The sequence below is a fragment of the Rhizobium sp. BK251 genome, assembly GCF_004345245.1.
Taxonomy (GTDB): Bacteria; Pseudomonadota; Alphaproteobacteria; order Rhizobiales; family Rhizobiaceae; genus Rhizobium.
Genome location: NZ_SLUQ01000001.1, coordinates 14,725 through 30,385, shown reverse-complemented (window position 1 = coordinate 30,385; position 15,661 = coordinate 14,725). Strand labels below are relative to the sequence as shown.

The 15,661-nt window shown below is 60.8% G+C and carries 16 protein-coding genes, 1 tRNA gene and 1 pseudogene; 9 read left to right on the top strand and 9 right to left on the bottom strand.

Annotated elements, in window-relative coordinates; all coding sequences use genetic code 11:
- Positions 1-14 precede the first annotated feature (14 nt).
- The 4 genes from pstA to phoR all read right to left on the bottom strand — a co-directional run bounded on the left by pstA (position 15) and on the right by phoR (position 5,482).
- The gene (gene pstA, locus EV286_RS00150) at positions 15-1,337 is read right to left on the bottom strand and encodes a phosphate ABC transporter permease PstA (protein WP_132954979.1); all 1,323 of its coding nucleotides are present in this window, start codon (positions 1,335-1,337) and stop codon (positions 15-17) included.
- The gene (pstC, locus tag EV286_RS00145) at positions 1,334-2,815 is read right to left on the bottom strand and encodes a phosphate ABC transporter permease subunit PstC (protein ID WP_132954978.1); all 1,482 of its coding nucleotides are present in this window, start codon (positions 2,813-2,815) and stop codon (positions 1,334-1,336) included. The genes pstA and pstC overlap by 4 nt, the downstream gene beginning before the upstream one ends.
- 162 nt (positions 2,816-2,977) lie before the next feature.
- A complete protein-coding gene (locus EV286_RS00140; RefSeq protein WP_132954977.1) occupies positions 2,978-4,012 on the bottom strand; it encodes a substrate-binding domain-containing protein in 1,035 nt (344 codons plus the stop codon).
- Positions 4,013-4,204: 192 nt separating this feature from the next.
- Complete coding sequence (phoR, locus tag EV286_RS00135; RefSeq protein WP_245500595.1) at positions 4,205-5,482, bottom strand: phosphate regulon sensor histidine kinase PhoR; 1,278 nt, start codon at positions 5,480-5,482, stop codon at positions 4,205-4,207.
- A gap of 222 nt (positions 5,483-5,704) precedes the next feature.
- On the opposite strand from phoR, the gene ppk2 reads away from it, so the two are divergent.
- Positions 5,705-6,586, top strand: a complete 882-nt coding sequence (gene ppk2 / locus EV286_RS00130; protein WP_132954975.1) for a polyphosphate kinase 2 — start codon at positions 5,705-5,707, stop codon at positions 6,584-6,586.
- 28 nt (positions 6,587-6,614) lie between these two features.
- On the opposite strand, the gene EV286_RS00125 is transcribed toward ppk2, so the two are convergent.
- Positions 6,615-7,835, bottom strand: a complete 1,221-nt coding sequence (locus EV286_RS00125) for a hypothetical protein (protein WP_132954974.1) — start codon at positions 7,833-7,835, stop codon at positions 6,615-6,617.
- A gap of 299 nt (positions 7,836-8,134) precedes the next feature.
- On the opposite strand from EV286_RS00125, the gene EV286_RS00120 reads away from it, so the two are divergent.
- Together EV286_RS00120 and EV286_RS00115 are read left to right on the top strand one after the other, a co-directional pair.
- Positions 8,135-9,094, top strand: a complete 960-nt coding sequence (locus EV286_RS00120; RefSeq protein ID WP_132954973.1) for a nitronate monooxygenase family protein — start codon at positions 8,135-8,137, stop codon at positions 9,092-9,094.
- Positions 9,095-9,238: 144 nt separating this feature from the next.
- Positions 9,239-9,314 (top strand) — tRNA-Thr (locus EV286_RS00115).
- A 60-nt stretch (positions 9,315-9,374) separates the two neighbouring features.
- On the opposite strand, the gene EV286_RS00110 is transcribed toward EV286_RS00115, so the two are convergent.
- Positions 9,375-10,382: an acyltransferase gene (locus tag EV286_RS00110; RefSeq protein ID WP_132954972.1), complete on the bottom strand. Its 1,008-nt coding sequence runs from the start codon at positions 10,380-10,382 to the stop codon at positions 9,375-9,377.
- A gap of 221 nt (positions 10,383-10,603) precedes the next feature.
- Here EV286_RS00110 and EV286_RS00105 point away from each other — a divergent pair, with 221 nt between their 5' ends.
- Complete coding sequence (locus EV286_RS00105) at positions 10,604-10,801, top strand: hypothetical protein (protein ID WP_132954971.1); 198 nt, start codon at positions 10,604-10,606, stop codon at positions 10,799-10,801.
- 1 nt (position 10,802) lies between these two features.
- Here the strand turns inward: EV286_RS00105 and EV286_RS32350 are convergent.
- A pseudogene (locus tag EV286_RS32350) lies at positions 10,803-10,984 on the bottom strand (hypothetical protein); the annotation flags it as partial.
- A 110-nt stretch (positions 10,985-11,094) separates the two neighbouring features.
- Between EV286_RS32350 and EV286_RS00095 the strand changes: the two are divergent.
- The gene (locus EV286_RS00095; RefSeq protein ID WP_132954970.1) at positions 11,095-11,310 is read left to right on the top strand and encodes a hypothetical protein; all 216 of its coding nucleotides are present in this window, start codon (positions 11,095-11,097) and stop codon (positions 11,308-11,310) included.
- A 60-nt stretch (positions 11,311-11,370) separates the two neighbouring features.
- Here EV286_RS00095 and EV286_RS00090 read toward each other — a convergent pair whose 3' ends face one another.
- A complete protein-coding gene (locus tag EV286_RS00090) occupies positions 11,371-11,778 on the bottom strand; it encodes a GFA family protein (RefSeq protein WP_132954969.1) in 408 nt (135 codons plus the stop codon).
- Positions 11,779-12,215: 437 nt separating this feature from the next.
- On the opposite strand from EV286_RS00090, the gene EV286_RS31840 reads away from it, so the two are divergent.
- The 3 genes from EV286_RS31840 (at position 12,216) to EV286_RS31835 (ending at position 12,952) form a co-directional block, all read left to right on the top strand.
- Positions 12,216-12,371: a hypothetical protein gene (locus EV286_RS31840; RefSeq protein WP_165932757.1), complete on the top strand. Its 156-nt coding sequence runs from the start codon at positions 12,216-12,218 to the stop codon at positions 12,369-12,371.
- A gap of 105 nt (positions 12,372-12,476) precedes the next feature.
- Entirely contained in the window at positions 12,477-12,713 is a 237-nt protein-coding gene (locus EV286_RS00085; protein ID WP_132954968.1) for a hypothetical protein, read from the top strand.
- Positions 12,714-12,814: 101 nt separating this feature from the next.
- Positions 12,815-12,952, top strand: a complete 138-nt coding sequence (locus EV286_RS31835) for a hypothetical protein (RefSeq protein ID WP_165932756.1) — start codon at positions 12,815-12,817, stop codon at positions 12,950-12,952.
- Positions 12,953-12,989: 37 nt separating this feature from the next.
- On the opposite strand, the gene EV286_RS00080 is transcribed toward EV286_RS31835, so the two are convergent.
- Positions 12,990-13,898, bottom strand: coding sequence for a GntR family transcriptional regulator (locus EV286_RS00080; protein ID WP_132954967.1), 909 nt, complete (start codon positions 13,896-13,898; stop codon positions 12,990-12,992).
- 230 nt (positions 13,899-14,128) lie between these two features.
- On the opposite strand from EV286_RS00080, the gene EV286_RS00075 reads away from it, so the two are divergent.
- Complete coding sequence (locus tag EV286_RS00075) at positions 14,129-15,634, top strand: altronate dehydratase family protein (RefSeq protein WP_132954966.1); 1,506 nt, start codon at positions 14,129-14,131, stop codon at positions 15,632-15,634.
- Positions 15,635-15,661 lie beyond the last annotated feature (27 nt).

Sequence of the window (15,661 nt, the reverse complement as noted above, 5' to 3'; positions counted from 1 at the left end):
TGATTTGCTCCTTGTTACCAGCGACGCTCGAAGCGACGCCGCAAAAGAATGGCTCCGATATTCATGGCAATGAGGAACAGCAGGAGAACGATGATCGCACCCGAGGTCCGTTCAACGAAGGCGCGCTCCGCCTCATTTGCCCACATGTAGATCTGCACCGGAAGCGCGGTGGAAGGGTCGAGCGGCGTCGCCGGAAAGTTGGCGACGAAGGCGACCATGCCGATCAGAAGCAGCGGCGCCGTCTCGCCGAGGGCGTGCGCGAGGCCGATGATCGTGCCGGTCAGGATGCCGGGCATCGCAAGCGGCAAGACGTGGTGGAACACCATCTGCATCTTCGAGGCGCCGAGGCCAAGAGCGGCCGCACGGATAGAAGGCGGGACGGCGCGGAGAGCTGCACGCGTCGCGATGATGATGGTCGGCAGGGTCATTAGCGTCAGCACCAGGCCGCCGACAAGCGCGGCCGAGCGCGGCAGGCCGGCGAAATTGATGAATACCGCCAGGCCGAGAAGACCATAGACGATCGAAGGCACTGCCGCCAGGTTGTTGATGTTGACCTCGATCAGGTCCGTCAGCCGGTTCTTGGGCGCGAATTCCTCAAGATAGATCGATGCGGCGACACCGATCGGCAATGACAGGACGAGAACGGTCAGCATCAGATAGAACGAGCCGACGATCGCCACGCCAAGACCAGCGGCTTCCGGGCGGCTGGAATTGCCGTTGACGAAGAGCCCGGTATTGAACTCCTTGAACAGGGCGCCCTTCGTCTTCAGTTCGCCCATCCAGGCGACCTGCTTGTCGTTCACCTTGCGGTTCTGCTCGGCAACGCCAAGATCGATCTGCCCTTTGTTGGCAGAGTCGATATTCGCGTCCGCAAGCACCGTGACGTTGACGGTCTTCCCGATAAGCGAGGGATCGGCGACGACCATGTCGCGCAATTGGATCGGTGCGCCCTTCGAGATCATACTGGTCGCGTCGCGCACGTCGGGACGGCTTGAAGGATTGATGCCGAGCTCCCTGACGAGCGCATCGCGCAGCAGCACCTGATAGTTCGCTGCCACCAGAACCGATGGGTCGGTTGCCCGCTTGTTGTTCGGATCGAGAACCTTCTCGCTGAACTCGATCGGCAAGGTGATCGCTGTCTGCTGGAACGCGCTGTAGCCGTTGCGAATAACGGTGGAGAGCAGAACGGCCAGGAAGAAGATACCGAAGCAGATCGCGGCGATGCCATAGGCACGGAAGCGGCGTTCGGCGGCGTAGCGACGCTTGATGCCGATATCGCGGCGTTCTGGTGCCTTGGAAATGACGCCGCCGGCGACGGGAGAAACAATGTTGGTCATTCGTACTGCTCCCGGTATTTGCGCACGATGTAGAGTGCGTAGATGTTGAGGCAAAGCGTGATCACGAAGAGCGTGATACCGAGTGCAAAGGCGACCAGCGTCTGCGGCGACGTGAATTCCAGGTCGCCGGTCAGCTGGTTGACGATCTTCACCGTCACCGTCGTCATCGGCTCAAAGGGATTGATCTGAATGCGGGCGGCGACACCGGCCGCAAGCACGACGATCATGGTCTCGCCGATGGCACGCGACGCCGTCATCAGAAGGGCGCCGACGACGCCCGGCAGGGCTGCCGGCAGGATGACCCGCTTGATGGTCTCCGAGCGGGTGGCGCCGAGGCCGAGCGAGCCATCACGCAGCGCACGCGGCACCGCGGTGATGATGTCGTCGGACAGCGACGAGACATATGGGATCAGCATGATGCCCATGACGATGCCTGCGGTGATGACGCTCTGTGCCTGGATGAAGTTGGCATAGTTGCCGGTGAGCAGGCCGTTGATGGCAGCCGAGATATCGCGCAGGAACGGTCCCACCGTCACCAGGGCGAAGAAGCCGTAAACGATCGTCGGAATGCCGGCCAGCACTTCCAGCAGCGGCTTGGCGACCGAGCGTACCTTCGGGGCAGCATACTCAGCCATGTAGATGGCGGCGAAGAGGCCGACGGGCACCGCAACCAGCATCGCCACAAAGCCGATGTAGAGCGTGCCGGCGAGAAGCGGAACAAGGCCGAAGGAACCGAATGTGTTGCCGCCTGCGCCGGCAAAACGAGGATCCCATACGGTTCCGAAGAAGAACTCGTTGGCCGGAACCATCGCAAAGAAGCGCGCCGCCTCCGACAGCATCGAAAGCACGATGCCGACAGTGGTCAGGATTGCGATCGACGAGGCACCCAAAAGCGCCCAGAGGATAACGCGCTCAACCTTGTTGCGTGCGCGGAAGGTGGGGGCGATGTTGCGCAGTGCGAGGGCCGCGCCAGCGAGCGACAGCAGGATCACGACCGCAGTCATGACCGCGCGGCTCGTTGCACGGAGCGCGTTGAGGTGCGCTGCAGCCTCGACCATGTAGGGCTCGCTCGGCCCCGCGAGCGGCACACCCTTTTCGGCAAGCTTTGCCTGCAGGTCGAGCGAACCATCGCGAGCGCCGGCCAGTTCCTGCTCGGTCAGAAAGGGAAGGCCGCGGGCAATCGCCGAGACCATGCCAAAGGCGAGGCTCTGCGTAGCGGCCGGCTGCGACCGGACATTTTCCGGGAAGGCGCCGCGAACGGAAGAATCGACAATGGAGGGGCTGATCGCGAGCCAGAGGCCCAGGACGATCAGAGCCGGAAGAAGAGCCCAAATGGCAGCATAGGAGCCATAATAGCCCGGCCGCGAATGCAGGCCGGAGGATTTTCCGCCTGAGACGGTATTGGCGCGCGTCCGGCCGAGAACGTAGGCGGCGGCACCGATGATCAGCAGGCACAGCAATATAAGCGATGTACTCATTCGTGCTTCCCCCGGGCAAGCAACAGAAACGGCGCACGGCTTCGCCGGACGGACGGTTCGAAATCTTACGGTCGCCGATCACCGGTCTCCGCCATACCCCGGCGATGGTCCAGATCGGCGAACTGCCGGCGCGGTGGTTTCCCGCCGCGCCGGCAAAGTCAATTACATGGTCTTGCCGTCTTCGACAGACTTGCGGATTGCGTCGCGCTCTGCGTCCGGAGCGGCAACGAGGCCGTATTCGACGAGCGGGCTGTCAGGGCCGATCATCTGCTCGGAAACGAAGAAGTTGACGTATTCCTTCAGGCCCGGGATGACGCCGAGGTGAGCCTTCTTGACGTAGAAGAACAGCGGACGGGAAACCGGATAGGTGCCGTCAGCGATCGTCTCGGTGGACGGAACGATGCCGCTCATGCTCGCAACCTTGAGCTTGTCGGCGTTGTTTTCGTAGAAGGACAGGCCGAATACGCCTACGCCGGTCTTGTTGGCAGCGATACGTGCCAGCGTTTCCGGATAGTCGCCGTCGATGTCGACTGCAACGCCGTCCTTGCGGACTGCGACGCAAGCCTTGGTCTGGGCAGCCTTGTCGGCAATTTCCTTGGCGATGATGTCGGTGGCGCCAGCGGCCTTGCAGCCAGCAGCGAGAACGTTCTGTTCGAAGACTTCGCGCGTGCCGTGCTTTTCGCCCGGGATGTAGGCAGCGATATCAACAGCCGGAAGCTTCGGGTTGACTTCAGACCACTTCTTGTACGGGTTGGCAACGAGCTTGCCGTCAACGACAACCTGGGCCGCGAGCGCCTTGTAGATGTCTTCCGGAACGTAAGCGACGTCCGGGTTGGAAGCGTCGGTAGCGAAAACGATGCCGTCGTAGCCGATCTTGACTTCCTGGATGTCCGTCACGCCGGCAGCCTTGCAGGCTTCAAGTTCGTTCTTGTTGATCGGACGCGAAGCGTTGGCAACATCGATCGTGTCTTCGCCGACGCCCTTGCAGAACTCCTTCAGGCCAGCGCCCGTGCCACCCGATTCAACGATCGGCGTCTTGAAGTTGGTGAAGGTTTCGCCGAAGGTCTCGGCAACGATCTTTGCGTAAGGCAGCACGGTCGACGAACCTGCAACCTGAACCTGGTCACGAGCAGCCGCAGCGCCTGCGAAAGCGGCAGAAGCGGCGAGGACTGCTACCGTAAGCTTAAAGGTTTTCATTAGAATTCTCCCGTGATGGGCTAGTGTGAGTGCGACCCCCCAAGAGGCGCTCGCTTTGCCGTTGCCGGCACCACTTCTTAGCGGCTTAAGCACCGTCCTTTTATGTCAGGTGCATGAAACATTTATGACAGGCTATGTCATTGATATTCATGAAATCTCTTGTCGTCGGGAGGAATTTTTGACGCGTTTATGTCAAAAGCGCACAGTGAAGTCCGTACCCTTGCCGATCTCCGACTTTACAATGAGGCGGGCGCGATGGCGCGTGAGGATGTGCTTGACGATCGCAAGCCCGAGACCGGTACCCTTCTTCGAGCGGCTATCCTCAACGCTGACGCGATAAAAGCGCTCGGTAAGTCTCGGAACGTGCTCGGCCGGGATGCCCGGCCCCTTGTCGGAGACGGTCACCTCGACGGGCTGGCCGGGGCCGTTGCGCAGCCAGACATCCACGACCTTGCCTTCCTGGCCGTATTTGCAGGCATTCTCCATCAGATTTTCGAAGACCTGGACGAGTTCGTCGCGGTCCCCGGCGACCTCCACCGTGCCCTCCGGCACATGAAGGTTGATCGCGACATCAAGATCGTTGGCGAGAGGCAGAAGCGAATCGCGCACATGCCCCAGCAGCGGCACCAGATCGACGGTCTCGTCGGGGGCGATGTGCGACTTGAGTTCCAGGCGCGACAGCGAAAGCAGGTCATCGACCAGGCGGCTCATGCGCGTCGTCTGGTCCAGCATGATGCCGAGAAAGCGCTCCTGCGCCTTCGGATCATTGCGGGCCGGCCCCTGGATCGTCTCGATGAAGCCGCGCAGCGAGGCAAGCGGCGTCCTGAGTTCGTGGCTGGCGTTGGCGACAAAATCCGAGCGCATCCTGTCAATGCGGCGAACTTCGGAAATGTCGCGGAAAGACAGCAGAAAGAGCTTTTCGACCGACGCGCCCGCATCCGGCACCTCGATTGGCGCGATCCGCACGATATAGACACGCTCGGAGGGCAGCCTTTCCGAATGCTCGATCTGGTTCGGCGCATTGGTGGCGATCGTCTCGCGCACCATGTCGAGGATACCGGGAGAGCGGAGGCGTGCAGAAATGTGGGCGCCGATCGTCATTGCGCCGAATGCCTTTTCGGCGGCGCGATTCTGGAAGAGCACCGAGGCATCGCGCCCCAGCACGAGAACGGCGACGTCCAACGCCCCAAGCACTGCCGATACCTGCGGAAGGGCGCTCTGGTGCGTTGGCGCCTCTTCCTCCGCGGGCGCTGCAGGCTTGATCTCGACGAGCAGCGGCGAGCGCGCCAGCGCAACGAGCGCCATGGCAACCCACAGGGCGAACACCGCCCATTTGTCCATGCCGGCGGCAATGGCGACAAAGGCGATCACCGCCGCGGCGAGGAGGACCGGACGCTCCTGCCCGAGACGGCTCGCCAGCCGCTTCCAGAACTGCTCTTTCTCTTCCAACCTAATTTCGCCTCGCCGCATGATTCGCCGTCCAGATGCCCGGAACTCTGCCTGATAGCGCGAATTCATGACAGAAGTTTTCCACTTGCCATTGGTTCCGGGAACCAATCCTGTCTTTAGCGACTTTCTCCCCAAGTTCGTGCGACAAGCTTGAATTCAAAGAATAAATATGCACCCTTTGGCGCGCCTGGGATATTGCCGTAGAGCGGCAGGGCCGAAGATCACGTCAGTAGGAGGAACGACATGGCAGAGGGTGTTGAAGGCCGAGCCGTGCAGCTCGAAATCGGCGGCAAGACGCGGATATTCGACGTGGACGATCCCGTGCTGCCGGACTGGGTGGAGCAGGAGGCGCTTGCCTCGGGCGATTATCCGCACAGCAAGAAGATCAAGGAAGAGGAATACGAAGCCGAACTCAAGAAGCTGCAGATCGAGCTCGTGAAGGTCCTGTTCTGGCAGCAGGCTACGGGAACGCGCGTCATCGCGCTCTTCGAGGGCCGAGACGCCGCCGGCAAGGGCGGTACGATCGCCGCGGTCAGCGCCTACATGAATCCACGGTCCGCCCGCATCGTCGCCCTGACCAAGCCCACCGAGACGGAGCAGGGGCAATGGTATTTCCAGCGCTATATTTCCCGCTTCCCGACCGCCGGCGAGTTCGTGCTCTTCGATCGCTCATGGTACAATCGGGCGGGCGTCGAGCCCGTCATGGGTTTCTGCACGCCGGAGCAATACGAGCATTTCCTGAAGGAGGTGCCGCGCTTCGACAAGATGATCGTCCACGACAAGATCTCCTTCTTCAAGTTCTGGCTCGATACCGGTCGGGAAATGCAGCTGAAGCGCTTTCATGACCGGCGCCACGATCCGCTGAAGGTGTGGAAGCTGTCCAACATGGATATCGCGGCCCTGAACAAATGGGATGACTATGGCGCAAAGCGCGACCGGATGCTCAAGGAAACGCATACGGACAAGGCACCGTGGACGGTTGTGAAGGCGAACGACAAGCGTCGCGCCCGGCTCAACGTCATCAGGCACATACTGAAATCGCTCGACTATACGGGCAAGGATGCCAGCGCCATCGGCGAGATTGACGACAAGATCATCGGGTCGGGCCCGGATTTCCTCAAATAGCGCCGGGAGGAGTGGCCTTCGCCATTCCTCATTGACCCGGCAGGATACGGATCGCGTAAAGATTGATACCGCGAGCCTTTCCATCGACATCACTGTTGAGGATCAATCGCCCCGGGGCATTGGGCGTCGTTGACCGATCGAAGCTCACCTGGAACAGGGCGTCGGTCTTCTCGCGCGTGACGTTGAAACGATGGCGGGCGCAGTTGCCGAGCGTCTGGAAATCGCACTGGACGGTGATCTGCGTCGGCTCGTCCGTCGTCGACTGTAGCGTAAGCGCGATGGTGGACGACTTGCCGCCAAGCTGCTGCAGGACCTCGGCGGGGACCTCGATCGCGATGTTGCCGTCCTCGTCGTTGCTCGTGGAGATCAGCCGGACGCTCGGGCCGTCATTTCCGGCCGCGCTCTCCACGCTCGTCTGGGTACCGGCCTGAATTTTCGATGTGTCCGACGGAGTGAAGACCTCGATCCACTCCTCGGAGAAGCCATTCTGCGGGTCGATGACCGCCCCTGCGCCCGCGCTCGTGCTTTCGCTCTCCTGGTCATCGGTGCCGGTGAAATCCTCCGACTCCGTGCGGGCGGGCGGATTGGCGACGCTGGTGTCGCGTTCGGCCGGACTGAGGAGCAAGCCCGAGGAATAGACCCACCAACCTCCCATGCCGAGGAAGGCGAGAAGAACGCAATAGACCAGCAGGCGCGAGAAGAACTTCCGCGGACGACGGCGGACGACCGCCCGTTCCGGCTTGAAATCCATCGCCCCCCTCGGCGTTGCCATTTTCGGCTCGTCGGCGACCGGCGCTCCGAGATGATCTGCCGGACCGGCGCTCATGCCATCGAAGGCCACATCCCGCTCGGGCGCCGTGCGCCCGGGTCGATCTCGCGTTTCGCCGCGCACGTCCATCGTCGCGCCATTCGCACCCGCCTCCGATCGTGCCGAAGGGGTCGGCATTTCGACAACGGGCGGCACCATGCCGGCCCGCGCCTGGGAATGAGCCTGAGACTGAACCTGAGGATTGGGATTGACATGGGGGTTGGCATGGACATGGCCGCGCTCCTCCCCTTCGATCATGCGTATCGTCGACTCAAGCCTCTGGCGCTGCGCGGATACGGTCGCTGCGTCTGTTATGTCCTGCTTGCGCAAACCAGCTTCCAGCGCCTGACGTGCCGATTGATAGATGCGGGCGCGCACCTCCGGATTGGCGCGATCTGATCGCTCCAGAGCGTTTCTGATGGCCGTTTCTAGTCCGCTCACATCCGGTCCTTGCTCATTGCGTGGTATCACTCAGCTTCAATCTATACGGAAGCTTGTTCAAGTTCGGTAGCGCCAAGCCCCCAAATCCGCAAGCTTGGCCTTGTTCTGGCGGCCAATGGGCCGGGGATAAATTCTAATGCCGCGCCAAGGAGTTGCAATAGGCCACGCGGTACTTCCATCGTCGCGGCGTCAAGTCACCCCGTCCAGATAGGCAAAAGGCAGGCGGCATCTTCCGCACAGAGGCGCCTTCTGCTATCGCTTTGACGTTTTCGTAAACGTTAGATCTGATTGGTATCCTTATGGCGCTTCCCTCGATACTGACCGAAAGGCTGAGGCTTCCGGTCGTCGCCTCGCCGCTCTTCATCGTGTCGCATCCGGCGCTTACACTTGCGCAATGCAAGGCCGGTGTAATTGGTGCCTTCCCCGCGGTGAACGCGCGGCCGGCAAGCCAGCTGGACGAGTGGCTGGCGATGATCACCGAGGACCTGGCCGCCCACGATGCAGGCAATCCAGAGCGGAAGGCGGCGCCCTTTGCGGTGAACCAGATCGTCCACACCTCCAACAAGCGCCTCGAGCACGATCTTTCCCTCTGCGTCAAATACAGGGTTCCGATCGTCATTTCCTCGCTTGGTGCCGTTCCTGAAGTCAACGACGCCGTGCACTCCTATGGCGGTATCGTACTGCACGACGTGATCAACAACCGTCACGCCAATTCCGCCATCCGCAAGGGCGCCGACGGCCTGATCGCGGTCGCAGCCGGTGCCGGCGGGCATGCGGGAACGCTCTCGCCCTTTGCCCTCGTCCAGGAAATCCGCGAATGGTTCGACGGACCGCTGCTGCTTGCCGGGGCGATTGCGACCGGAGGAGCGATCCTCGCGGCACAGGCGATGGGCGCGGACATGGCCTATGTCGGCTCGCCCTTCATCGCAACCGAGGAGGCACGCGCCGCGGACGCCTACAAGCAGGCGATCGTCGAGAGCCGGTCCGACGACATCGTCTATTCGAACTATTTCACCGGCATCCATGGCAACTATCTCAAATCCTCCATCCGTGCCGCCGGCATGGATCCCGACCGGCTGCCACATGCCGATCCCTCCAAGATGGATTTCGAAAAGGCGGAGACAGGGGCAAAGGCGTGGAGGGATATCTGGGGATCAGGCCAGGGAATCTCCGCGGTGAAGGCCATCGAGCCGGTTTCGAAACTCGTCGACAGACTGGAAAGCGAATACCTGAAGGCGCGTGCGCGGCTTGCGCTCTAGGACCGGCATCGCCCCGGGGTCCGAAGAAAATTCCTGCCAGCTCGGCTTTTTTCCCGAAGGGCAAACAGAGCGCTTGAAATCCGCCGCCATTGCCTGTATCAGCGCCATGCAAATCGGCTGGCACGAATTCGCGCCGCCCAAATTGCCGCTTTAGCTCAGTCGGTAGAGCACATCATTCGTAATGATGGGGTCACGTGTTCGAGTCACGTAAGCGGCACCATTCCTCAAAATCCATAGTCAGGAACTTAGGGCCCGAAGATGCATGCGGGTCGCCCGGTTCCTACGCGACAGCGACTTTCCTCCGCTTAAGCGTCGACAGCGGCTTCTCGATGAATTCGTAGGACAAGGCCGCAAGGGCGATCGAGATCGACGCGACGATCATCAAGGTCACGAACGGGTTCATGTCGTCCCTCAGCCACCGCGCAATCGGATAGTGCCAGAGGTAAATCGAATACGAAATCGATCCCAGATAGACCAAGACTGGTTTCGACAGCACGCGGGATGTCGAAGTCTCATGTCCGCTCGCGAGGCTCAGCAACAGGCACGCCGATGCAAGATCGGCGACTAGGACTCCCCAATCGAGGGACGATGTCGTTTTGATGCGCAGCAAAACGACGGCGAGAGCCAGGATGTAGAGGGCAGCCTTGCCCATAAACTCTGCTGTCTTAGCTTCAGGGCGCCACGGCAGCACAGCGATCAACCCACCGAGCACAAGTCCACTCAGCCGCGTGTCAAAGCGATAGTAGCTCCAGTACCAGTCCTGCCAGAGATATACGTCGATCATCCGCCAAGTGGTCGCCGCGACGAACAATGTCATCAGGATGATCGCAAGCTTCTCATCGGCAAGTCTTCTGGTGGCAAGCAGGAGCAAGGGCCAGACTAGATAGAAGTGCTGCTCGACGGCGAGCGACCAGGTGTGATTGATGTTGAGAGGGCTGCCCCATATCGCCATCGTATAGTCTGAAAGGTACAAACCAGCGGCCACAACATCGGAAACCACGTCGGCGCCGCTGAACATCAAGGAGCCAACCGCTGCGTACGCGGTCAGCATCACTATTAACGCGGGGCAGAGCCGTAGCATGCGGCGCCAATAGAATGACGTAAGTGAAATTGTCCCGGACTGGTGGAATTCGCTACGGAGAATGGTAGTGATGAGAAGGCCGCTCAGTACGAAAAACAGATCGACGCCGATCATCCCTCCATGAGCAAATGGAATGTCGCAATGAACCGCGACAACCGAAAAAGCGGCTATCGCCCGGACGCCATCAAGAGCTGAATTATATCGCATCTGGCTTTCGCACCGACAATCGCATCGGGCGGCAAATTGGGACGCGTGCCCGCGGGCCTGAACACTACCGGAAATTGATTACGCAATCGTAGCCGCAAACCAACGGCATTCGACCAGGTTTGCGATCGCCGCCGAGGTCATGACCGGCCTTGCTCATTCCGCGCTTGAGACTACTTTCCCCATCGTCGCCATGATTGCAAACCACAAGCTCGGGTATTGATATGACTGCTCGCAGACTCTCAGAACAGGACGCTGTCGAATTCGAGAGCATTGGCAGAGAATACGACGCGATCGAGACCGAGATCAAAGCAATCATCGCCAAGAAGGAGCATCTGACCGACGAGCAGTTGGCGTCGCTCCGTGCCTTGACCGAAAGACAGGGCGCGTTGCATGCAGATCGCTTGAAGTTGCTCGGATAACGCTGTCGAGAATTGCCGCACTCATCCCAGGAGCATCCCGGACGCGGAAATGGCCTTGTTATCCGACCGCATCGTCGACGCGATCGACCAGCAGGCGGCATCGTCTGCCGCTTTCTCGACCCGTCACCCTGATGACACGTTGTTCTGTGTGCTGGCGGGGCGCCATCGCTCGCCGTGCTCCAACTTTCCAAGCTCCGGTGCGGCGGACGTGATAGATTGGACTTATCGGAGGCGTCGGCGGGCAGCGCCAATGCCTTCCAACATTATCATCTCATTGCCCGTCGGAGGGTGAAATGGATCTGCAAGACCTGCGCTCTGATTACCAGCTGAAGATCATGGAATATGAGGACCAACTAAGGACAATGGAGGAGAACGGCGTTCAGCATTTCCGGCAGGAGGGCGACGGTCCCCTTGCGAACATCACCGAGCACATTGTCGCCGAGTATCGCCGCCACATCGAAACCTATGCGGCGCTCATTGCGCAAATCGACGCGATGCTTGGCGTATAGACCAGACAATCTGCTCCTTGCCGCCGGAAACGGGGCTGTACGCAAACTCAAAAGTGCCAGTCAGTCGGGATCTGTCTCGTAGCGCGTTATGCCCGGCGGCAGTTGCACCCAGGGGTGCCGGCGCGAGTCATAGACCGAGTCCTCCGGCGGCGGGAACGTCGGGTCTGCAAAAGCGCCCACTGCAACGCTTACATATCTATCCTCGTAGCCTTCTTCGGTGTGGAAGACGCTGGTGCCGCAGACGGGGCAGAAGCGAAAGGTGAACTTGGCGCCCCGGTCGCCGACGCGAACATATTCGGTTGCGGCGCCCGAGACCTTGTAGGGTGGCGCGAAGCCGGCAAGAGCGGCAAAGACGCTCCCGGTGCGACGCTGGCAGGCGAGGCAATGGCAGACACCGACACCACGCGGCTCTCCGTGGACTTCGATCGTCAATTGACCGCAGGAACAAGAGGCTGTCCTTGAATGCATCCGGCATCTCCTCTGGCCCTGCTCGAAAGCGCACCCATTCTTTTTGGCGCTTTCCCATAGCCTAAGCCTTCCCGAAATTGCACGCCAGCGTACATCGAACGGCGATTTGTCCGCGGAATCAGCGCCCGCAGACGAAGCGTCACCCGAAATAATTAGATCGATTGTCACATATTGGTTCCATCGCAAGGAAAACCCTAAATATCTACGATTTCGCCAAGTTGTATTCCGCCCTATCCTGCAATTGTCATGTACGGCGCCTTGCCGGGTCGCCGTCCTGGCTCCCCTGATCAGCACTCCTCCCGGTCGCCCCGCTTCCCCAGAGCGGGGCGTTTTCTATCAGGTATCGGCCAGGACAGGACCCAGTACGGCACAGAATCGCTTCGTGGCGGAACTTTTCGCTGCGCTCGAACGTTTGAGAGGCGACAGGAGTGACCGGCATGCGAAATAGAACGATATATGCCGTCGGCTATGCAGTCGCTGCGACTGCGATGATCGCGATCATCCTGAACCTTCATATTTGGGACAGATCGGAGAAGACATCGCGTCTGCCGCTGCCTGCGAACAGCTTCGAGATGGCACGCTTCGGCGAGTGACCCAGCAACACTATAGTCGATGCGCTTTCTCAGCGAGGATGCGCAAATGCCTTTCCGCGCGCGTAATTGCCTTGTAAAGCATTCGCCCGCGTAAAGGAGAATGCCATGGCGGCACGCGACCGTTTTTCGAAGAAGCTTACCTGCCCACAATGCGGAAACATGGGCTTCGCAGAAGCCTCGGAGGATGACCATTCGTCACGCCCTCATCCGGCCTTTGCCGTCGACCGGATGCCAAGGGGCTTTTTTCCGCAGCGCGCTTCGAACTTTCAGGAAACCTACATCATCCGCTGCGAATGCGGGCGCAAGTTTCCGTTCCGCTCGAGGAGCGAGGCGCAGAATTGAGCGCAATCGCCGTCATGGACTTGACGGAACTTGGGTTACCGCTATTTTTTTCGCGGGGCTGGGCACAAGGGGGGGTGCCCATGGAAGACGCTGGAAATGACATGGCTAAAATCCAGGCCGAGCTTCTGAAGCTGACGGAGCAGATTGCCCGTATCAACGAGACGCCACTCGATATTCTCTGCGAAAACGTCGACTCAGAATCCCCCTCGCCCGACACGACCTCCTCCACGGAAGCTTAGCCTCGGGATAGCGAAACGCGAAAGCGCTTCGCCGCGGTCAGCCTTCCTGGCGCTCTTCGGCGGCGCTTGCGGGAATCGACTGCAGCAACGTCTGTCGCGCCGAAGTAAGGTGCGTGCGGCAGGTTCTGTCGATCCTTGCCGTATCACGTGATTCCAACGCCTCGATATAGTCGAGATGCTCATGCAGTGCGCGCTCGTTGCGCTGGCGCGCAAAGGCCTTGTTCCACTGGTAGTGATAGTGGAAGACGACGGCGATGGCGTCATAGAAGTCCGCGATGAACCGGTTCCTCGACGCCCGGTGGATCAGGAGATGCAGGCGTTCGTCGAGCGTGGAAAAATCCCGGTAGCGCGCGTCGAGATCGGCAAGAAGCTCGCGGTGCTCATGCTTGATTTCCGCAAGGCTCGCCCAGGCCGGATGGTCCGGAGGCAGCCTGCCGAATTCGGCCGCGGAATGGAGCTCGAACATCTCGCGGACATCGGCGAGTTCGAGGGCGAATTCACGGGTAAAGCCCTTGAGTGTCCAGTGACTGTTCGGTCGCTTTTCGATGAGCCCGAACCGGCTGAAGCGGATGAGGAATTCGCGCACGCTGGTGGTGCCGATGCCGATCTCGCGGGCCAGTTCCAGCTCATTGATCTGCATGCCGGGTTCCGCATCGTCGGAGAGAATGCGCAGCATGAAAGCGCGCTCGATGATGTCGTGGAGCGAATCGGTCTCTTCTGCGGGAAAGAGTTCTTCGCTGCGCGGCTCACGCAGGACGATCTTCTGCCGCTTGTTCCAGCGGATGATGCCGACGTCGCTGAGGCGGGTCAGAATCGCGCGCGCCGTGCTCCGGCTGACACCGAGCTGCGCCGCGATCTCGGGCTCGGAGGGAAGAGCGGCATCCGTCTTCAACACGGCGGCGTAGCGGTTGAACGCCTCCTTGAAGACCGTGTTCTGCCTAGCCATCCGTAAACCTCGCCTTTCGCTCCCGGTTCGGCCACCACTTGCGAAGCATGTCAGGACGACAGCCATGATCCGGGCACATTTTCCGGATTGCCTGTCCTTCCGTGCGGCGCTTTGCCTCTCCGGCCCCTCAACGAAACTTTCATCGTTGACTTGAAAATGTTTATTGTAGATAAAAAACAAAATCAATGCGGCCACACCCTGAACAACGTCGGCCGCGTAGGGAGAAGAGATTGAACAGGCAGCCCTGGATCATTCTGTCGGCCGGCGACAACGTCGCCGTGGCCACCGCCGCGATCGAGCCCGGCACGGTGATCGCGAATGGAATTTCGGTTCTGGACAAGATCGACCCCGGCCACAAGGTGGCGCTCACCGACATTCCGAATGGCACGCCGGTCGTCAAATACGGTCAGGCGATCGGCCGCACGACGGCGGACGTGAAGGCCGGCAATCACGTGCACAGCCAGAACCTGCACTTCGAGAACGATCGTCTTGCCGCAACGGCGGCAGCCACGCCCGAAGTCGCGACCGCCGAAGACAAGGCGCGCACCTTCATGGGCTACAGGCGTGCCGACGGCCGCGCGGCGACCCGCAACTACATCGGCATCGTTGCCAGCGTGAACTGTTCCACCACTGTTTGCCGGGCAATCGCCGAACAGGCAAACCGGACCATCCTGCCGCACTATGAGGGCATCGACGGCTTCGTGCCGATCGTCCATGACCAGGGCTGCGGCATGAGTTCGACGGGCGACGGCATGGCCGTGCTGCACCGGACGCTGGCCGGTTATGCCCGCCATGTGAATTTCGGCGGCGTGCTGATGATCGGGCTCGGATGCGAGGTCAACCAGTTGACGCTCTACGGCCAGAGCGGCGCAGGCGCCGCAAAGCGGCACTTCAATATCCAGGACGCCGGCGGCTCGCGGCGCGCGGTCGCGCTTGCCATGGGCGTCCTGCGCGAGATTGCCGAGGAAGTGGGTCGGGCACGGCGCGAGCCGATTTCCGTGAGCGAGATCATCATCGGCCTGCAATGCGGCGGATCTGACGGCTTTTCCGGCATCACCGCCAACCCGGCGCTCGGGGCAGCCTCCGACATCCTGGCGGCTGCCGGCGGAACCACCATTCTTTCGGAAACCTCCGAGATTTACGGCGCGGAGCACCTTCTGCGCAGCCGTGCCGTCAACGACGAGGTCGCCGCCAAGCTCGACGCGAAGATCGCCTGGTGGGAAAAGTACGTGGCGATGCACGGCGCGTCGCTCGACAACAACCCCTCTCCGGGCAACAAGCGCGGCGGGCTCACCACGATCCTTGAAAAGTCGCTCGGCGCCGTCGCCAAGGGCGGGCGCTCGCCGCTGACAGCCGTCTACGGATATGCCGAGCGTGTGACCGAACACGGCCTCGTCTTTATGGACACACCCGGCTACGATCCGGTCTCGGCGACGGGCCAGGTTGCAGGCGGCGCCAACATGATCGCTTTCACCACCGGGCGGGGCAGCTGCTTTGGCTGTCGTCCGGCGCCGTCGATCAAGCTTTCCAGCAACTCGGCGCTCTACAACTCGATGGAAGAGGACATGGATATCGATTGCGGCACCATCGCCACGGGCGACGCCACGATCAGCGGCAAGGGCCGGGAAATCTTCGAACTGATCGTCGAGACTGCCTCGGGCAGGAAGACCAAGAGCGAAGAGTTCGGGTACGGAGACAACGAGTTCGTTCCCTGGCACCTGGGAGCCACGCTCTAAGACAGGCCGCCAACCGTCATCGAGGAG

Coding starts and splice junctions, on each gene's coding strand:
- pstA (WP_132954979.1), bottom strand. CDS start 1,337: ATGACCAACATTGTTTCTCCCGTCGCCGGCGGCGTCATTTCCAAGGCA.
- pstC (WP_132954978.1), bottom strand. CDS start 2,815: ATGAGTACATCGCTTATATTGCTGTGCCTGCTGATCATCGGTGCCGCC.
- EV286_RS00140 (WP_132954977.1), bottom strand. CDS start 4,012: ATGAAAACCTTTAAGCTTACGGTAGCAGTCCTCGCCGCTTCTGCCGCT.
- phoR (WP_245500595.1), bottom strand. CDS start 5,482: ATGCGGCGAGGCGAAATTAGGTTGGAAGAGAAAGAGCAGTTCTGGAAG.
- ppk2 (WP_132954975.1), top strand. CDS start 5,705: ATGGCAGAGGGTGTTGAAGGCCGAGCCGTGCAGCTCGAAATCGGCGGC.
- EV286_RS00120 (WP_132954973.1), top strand. CDS start 8,135: ATGGCGCTTCCCTCGATACTGACCGAAAGGCTGAGGCTTCCGGTCGTC.
- EV286_RS00110 (WP_132954972.1), bottom strand. CDS start 10,382: ATGCGATATAATTCAGCTCTTGATGGCGTCCGGGCGATAGCCGCTTTT.
- EV286_RS00105 (WP_132954971.1), top strand. CDS start 10,604: ATGACTGCTCGCAGACTCTCAGAACAGGACGCTGTCGAATTCGAGAGC.
- EV286_RS00095 (WP_132954970.1), top strand. CDS start 11,095: ATGGATCTGCAAGACCTGCGCTCTGATTACCAGCTGAAGATCATGGAA.
- EV286_RS00090 (WP_132954969.1), bottom strand. CDS start 11,778: ATGCATTCAAGGACAGCCTCTTGTTCCTGCGGTCAATTGACGATCGAA.
- EV286_RS31840 (WP_165932757.1), top strand. CDS start 12,216: ATGCGAAATAGAACGATATATGCCGTCGGCTATGCAGTCGCTGCGACT.
- EV286_RS00085 (WP_132954968.1), top strand. CDS start 12,477: ATGGCGGCACGCGACCGTTTTTCGAAGAAGCTTACCTGCCCACAATGC.
- EV286_RS31835 (WP_165932756.1), top strand. CDS start 12,815: ATGGCTAAAATCCAGGCCGAGCTTCTGAAGCTGACGGAGCAGATTGCC.
- EV286_RS00080 (WP_132954967.1), bottom strand. CDS start 13,898: ATGGCTAGGCAGAACACGGTCTTCAAGGAGGCGTTCAACCGCTACGCC.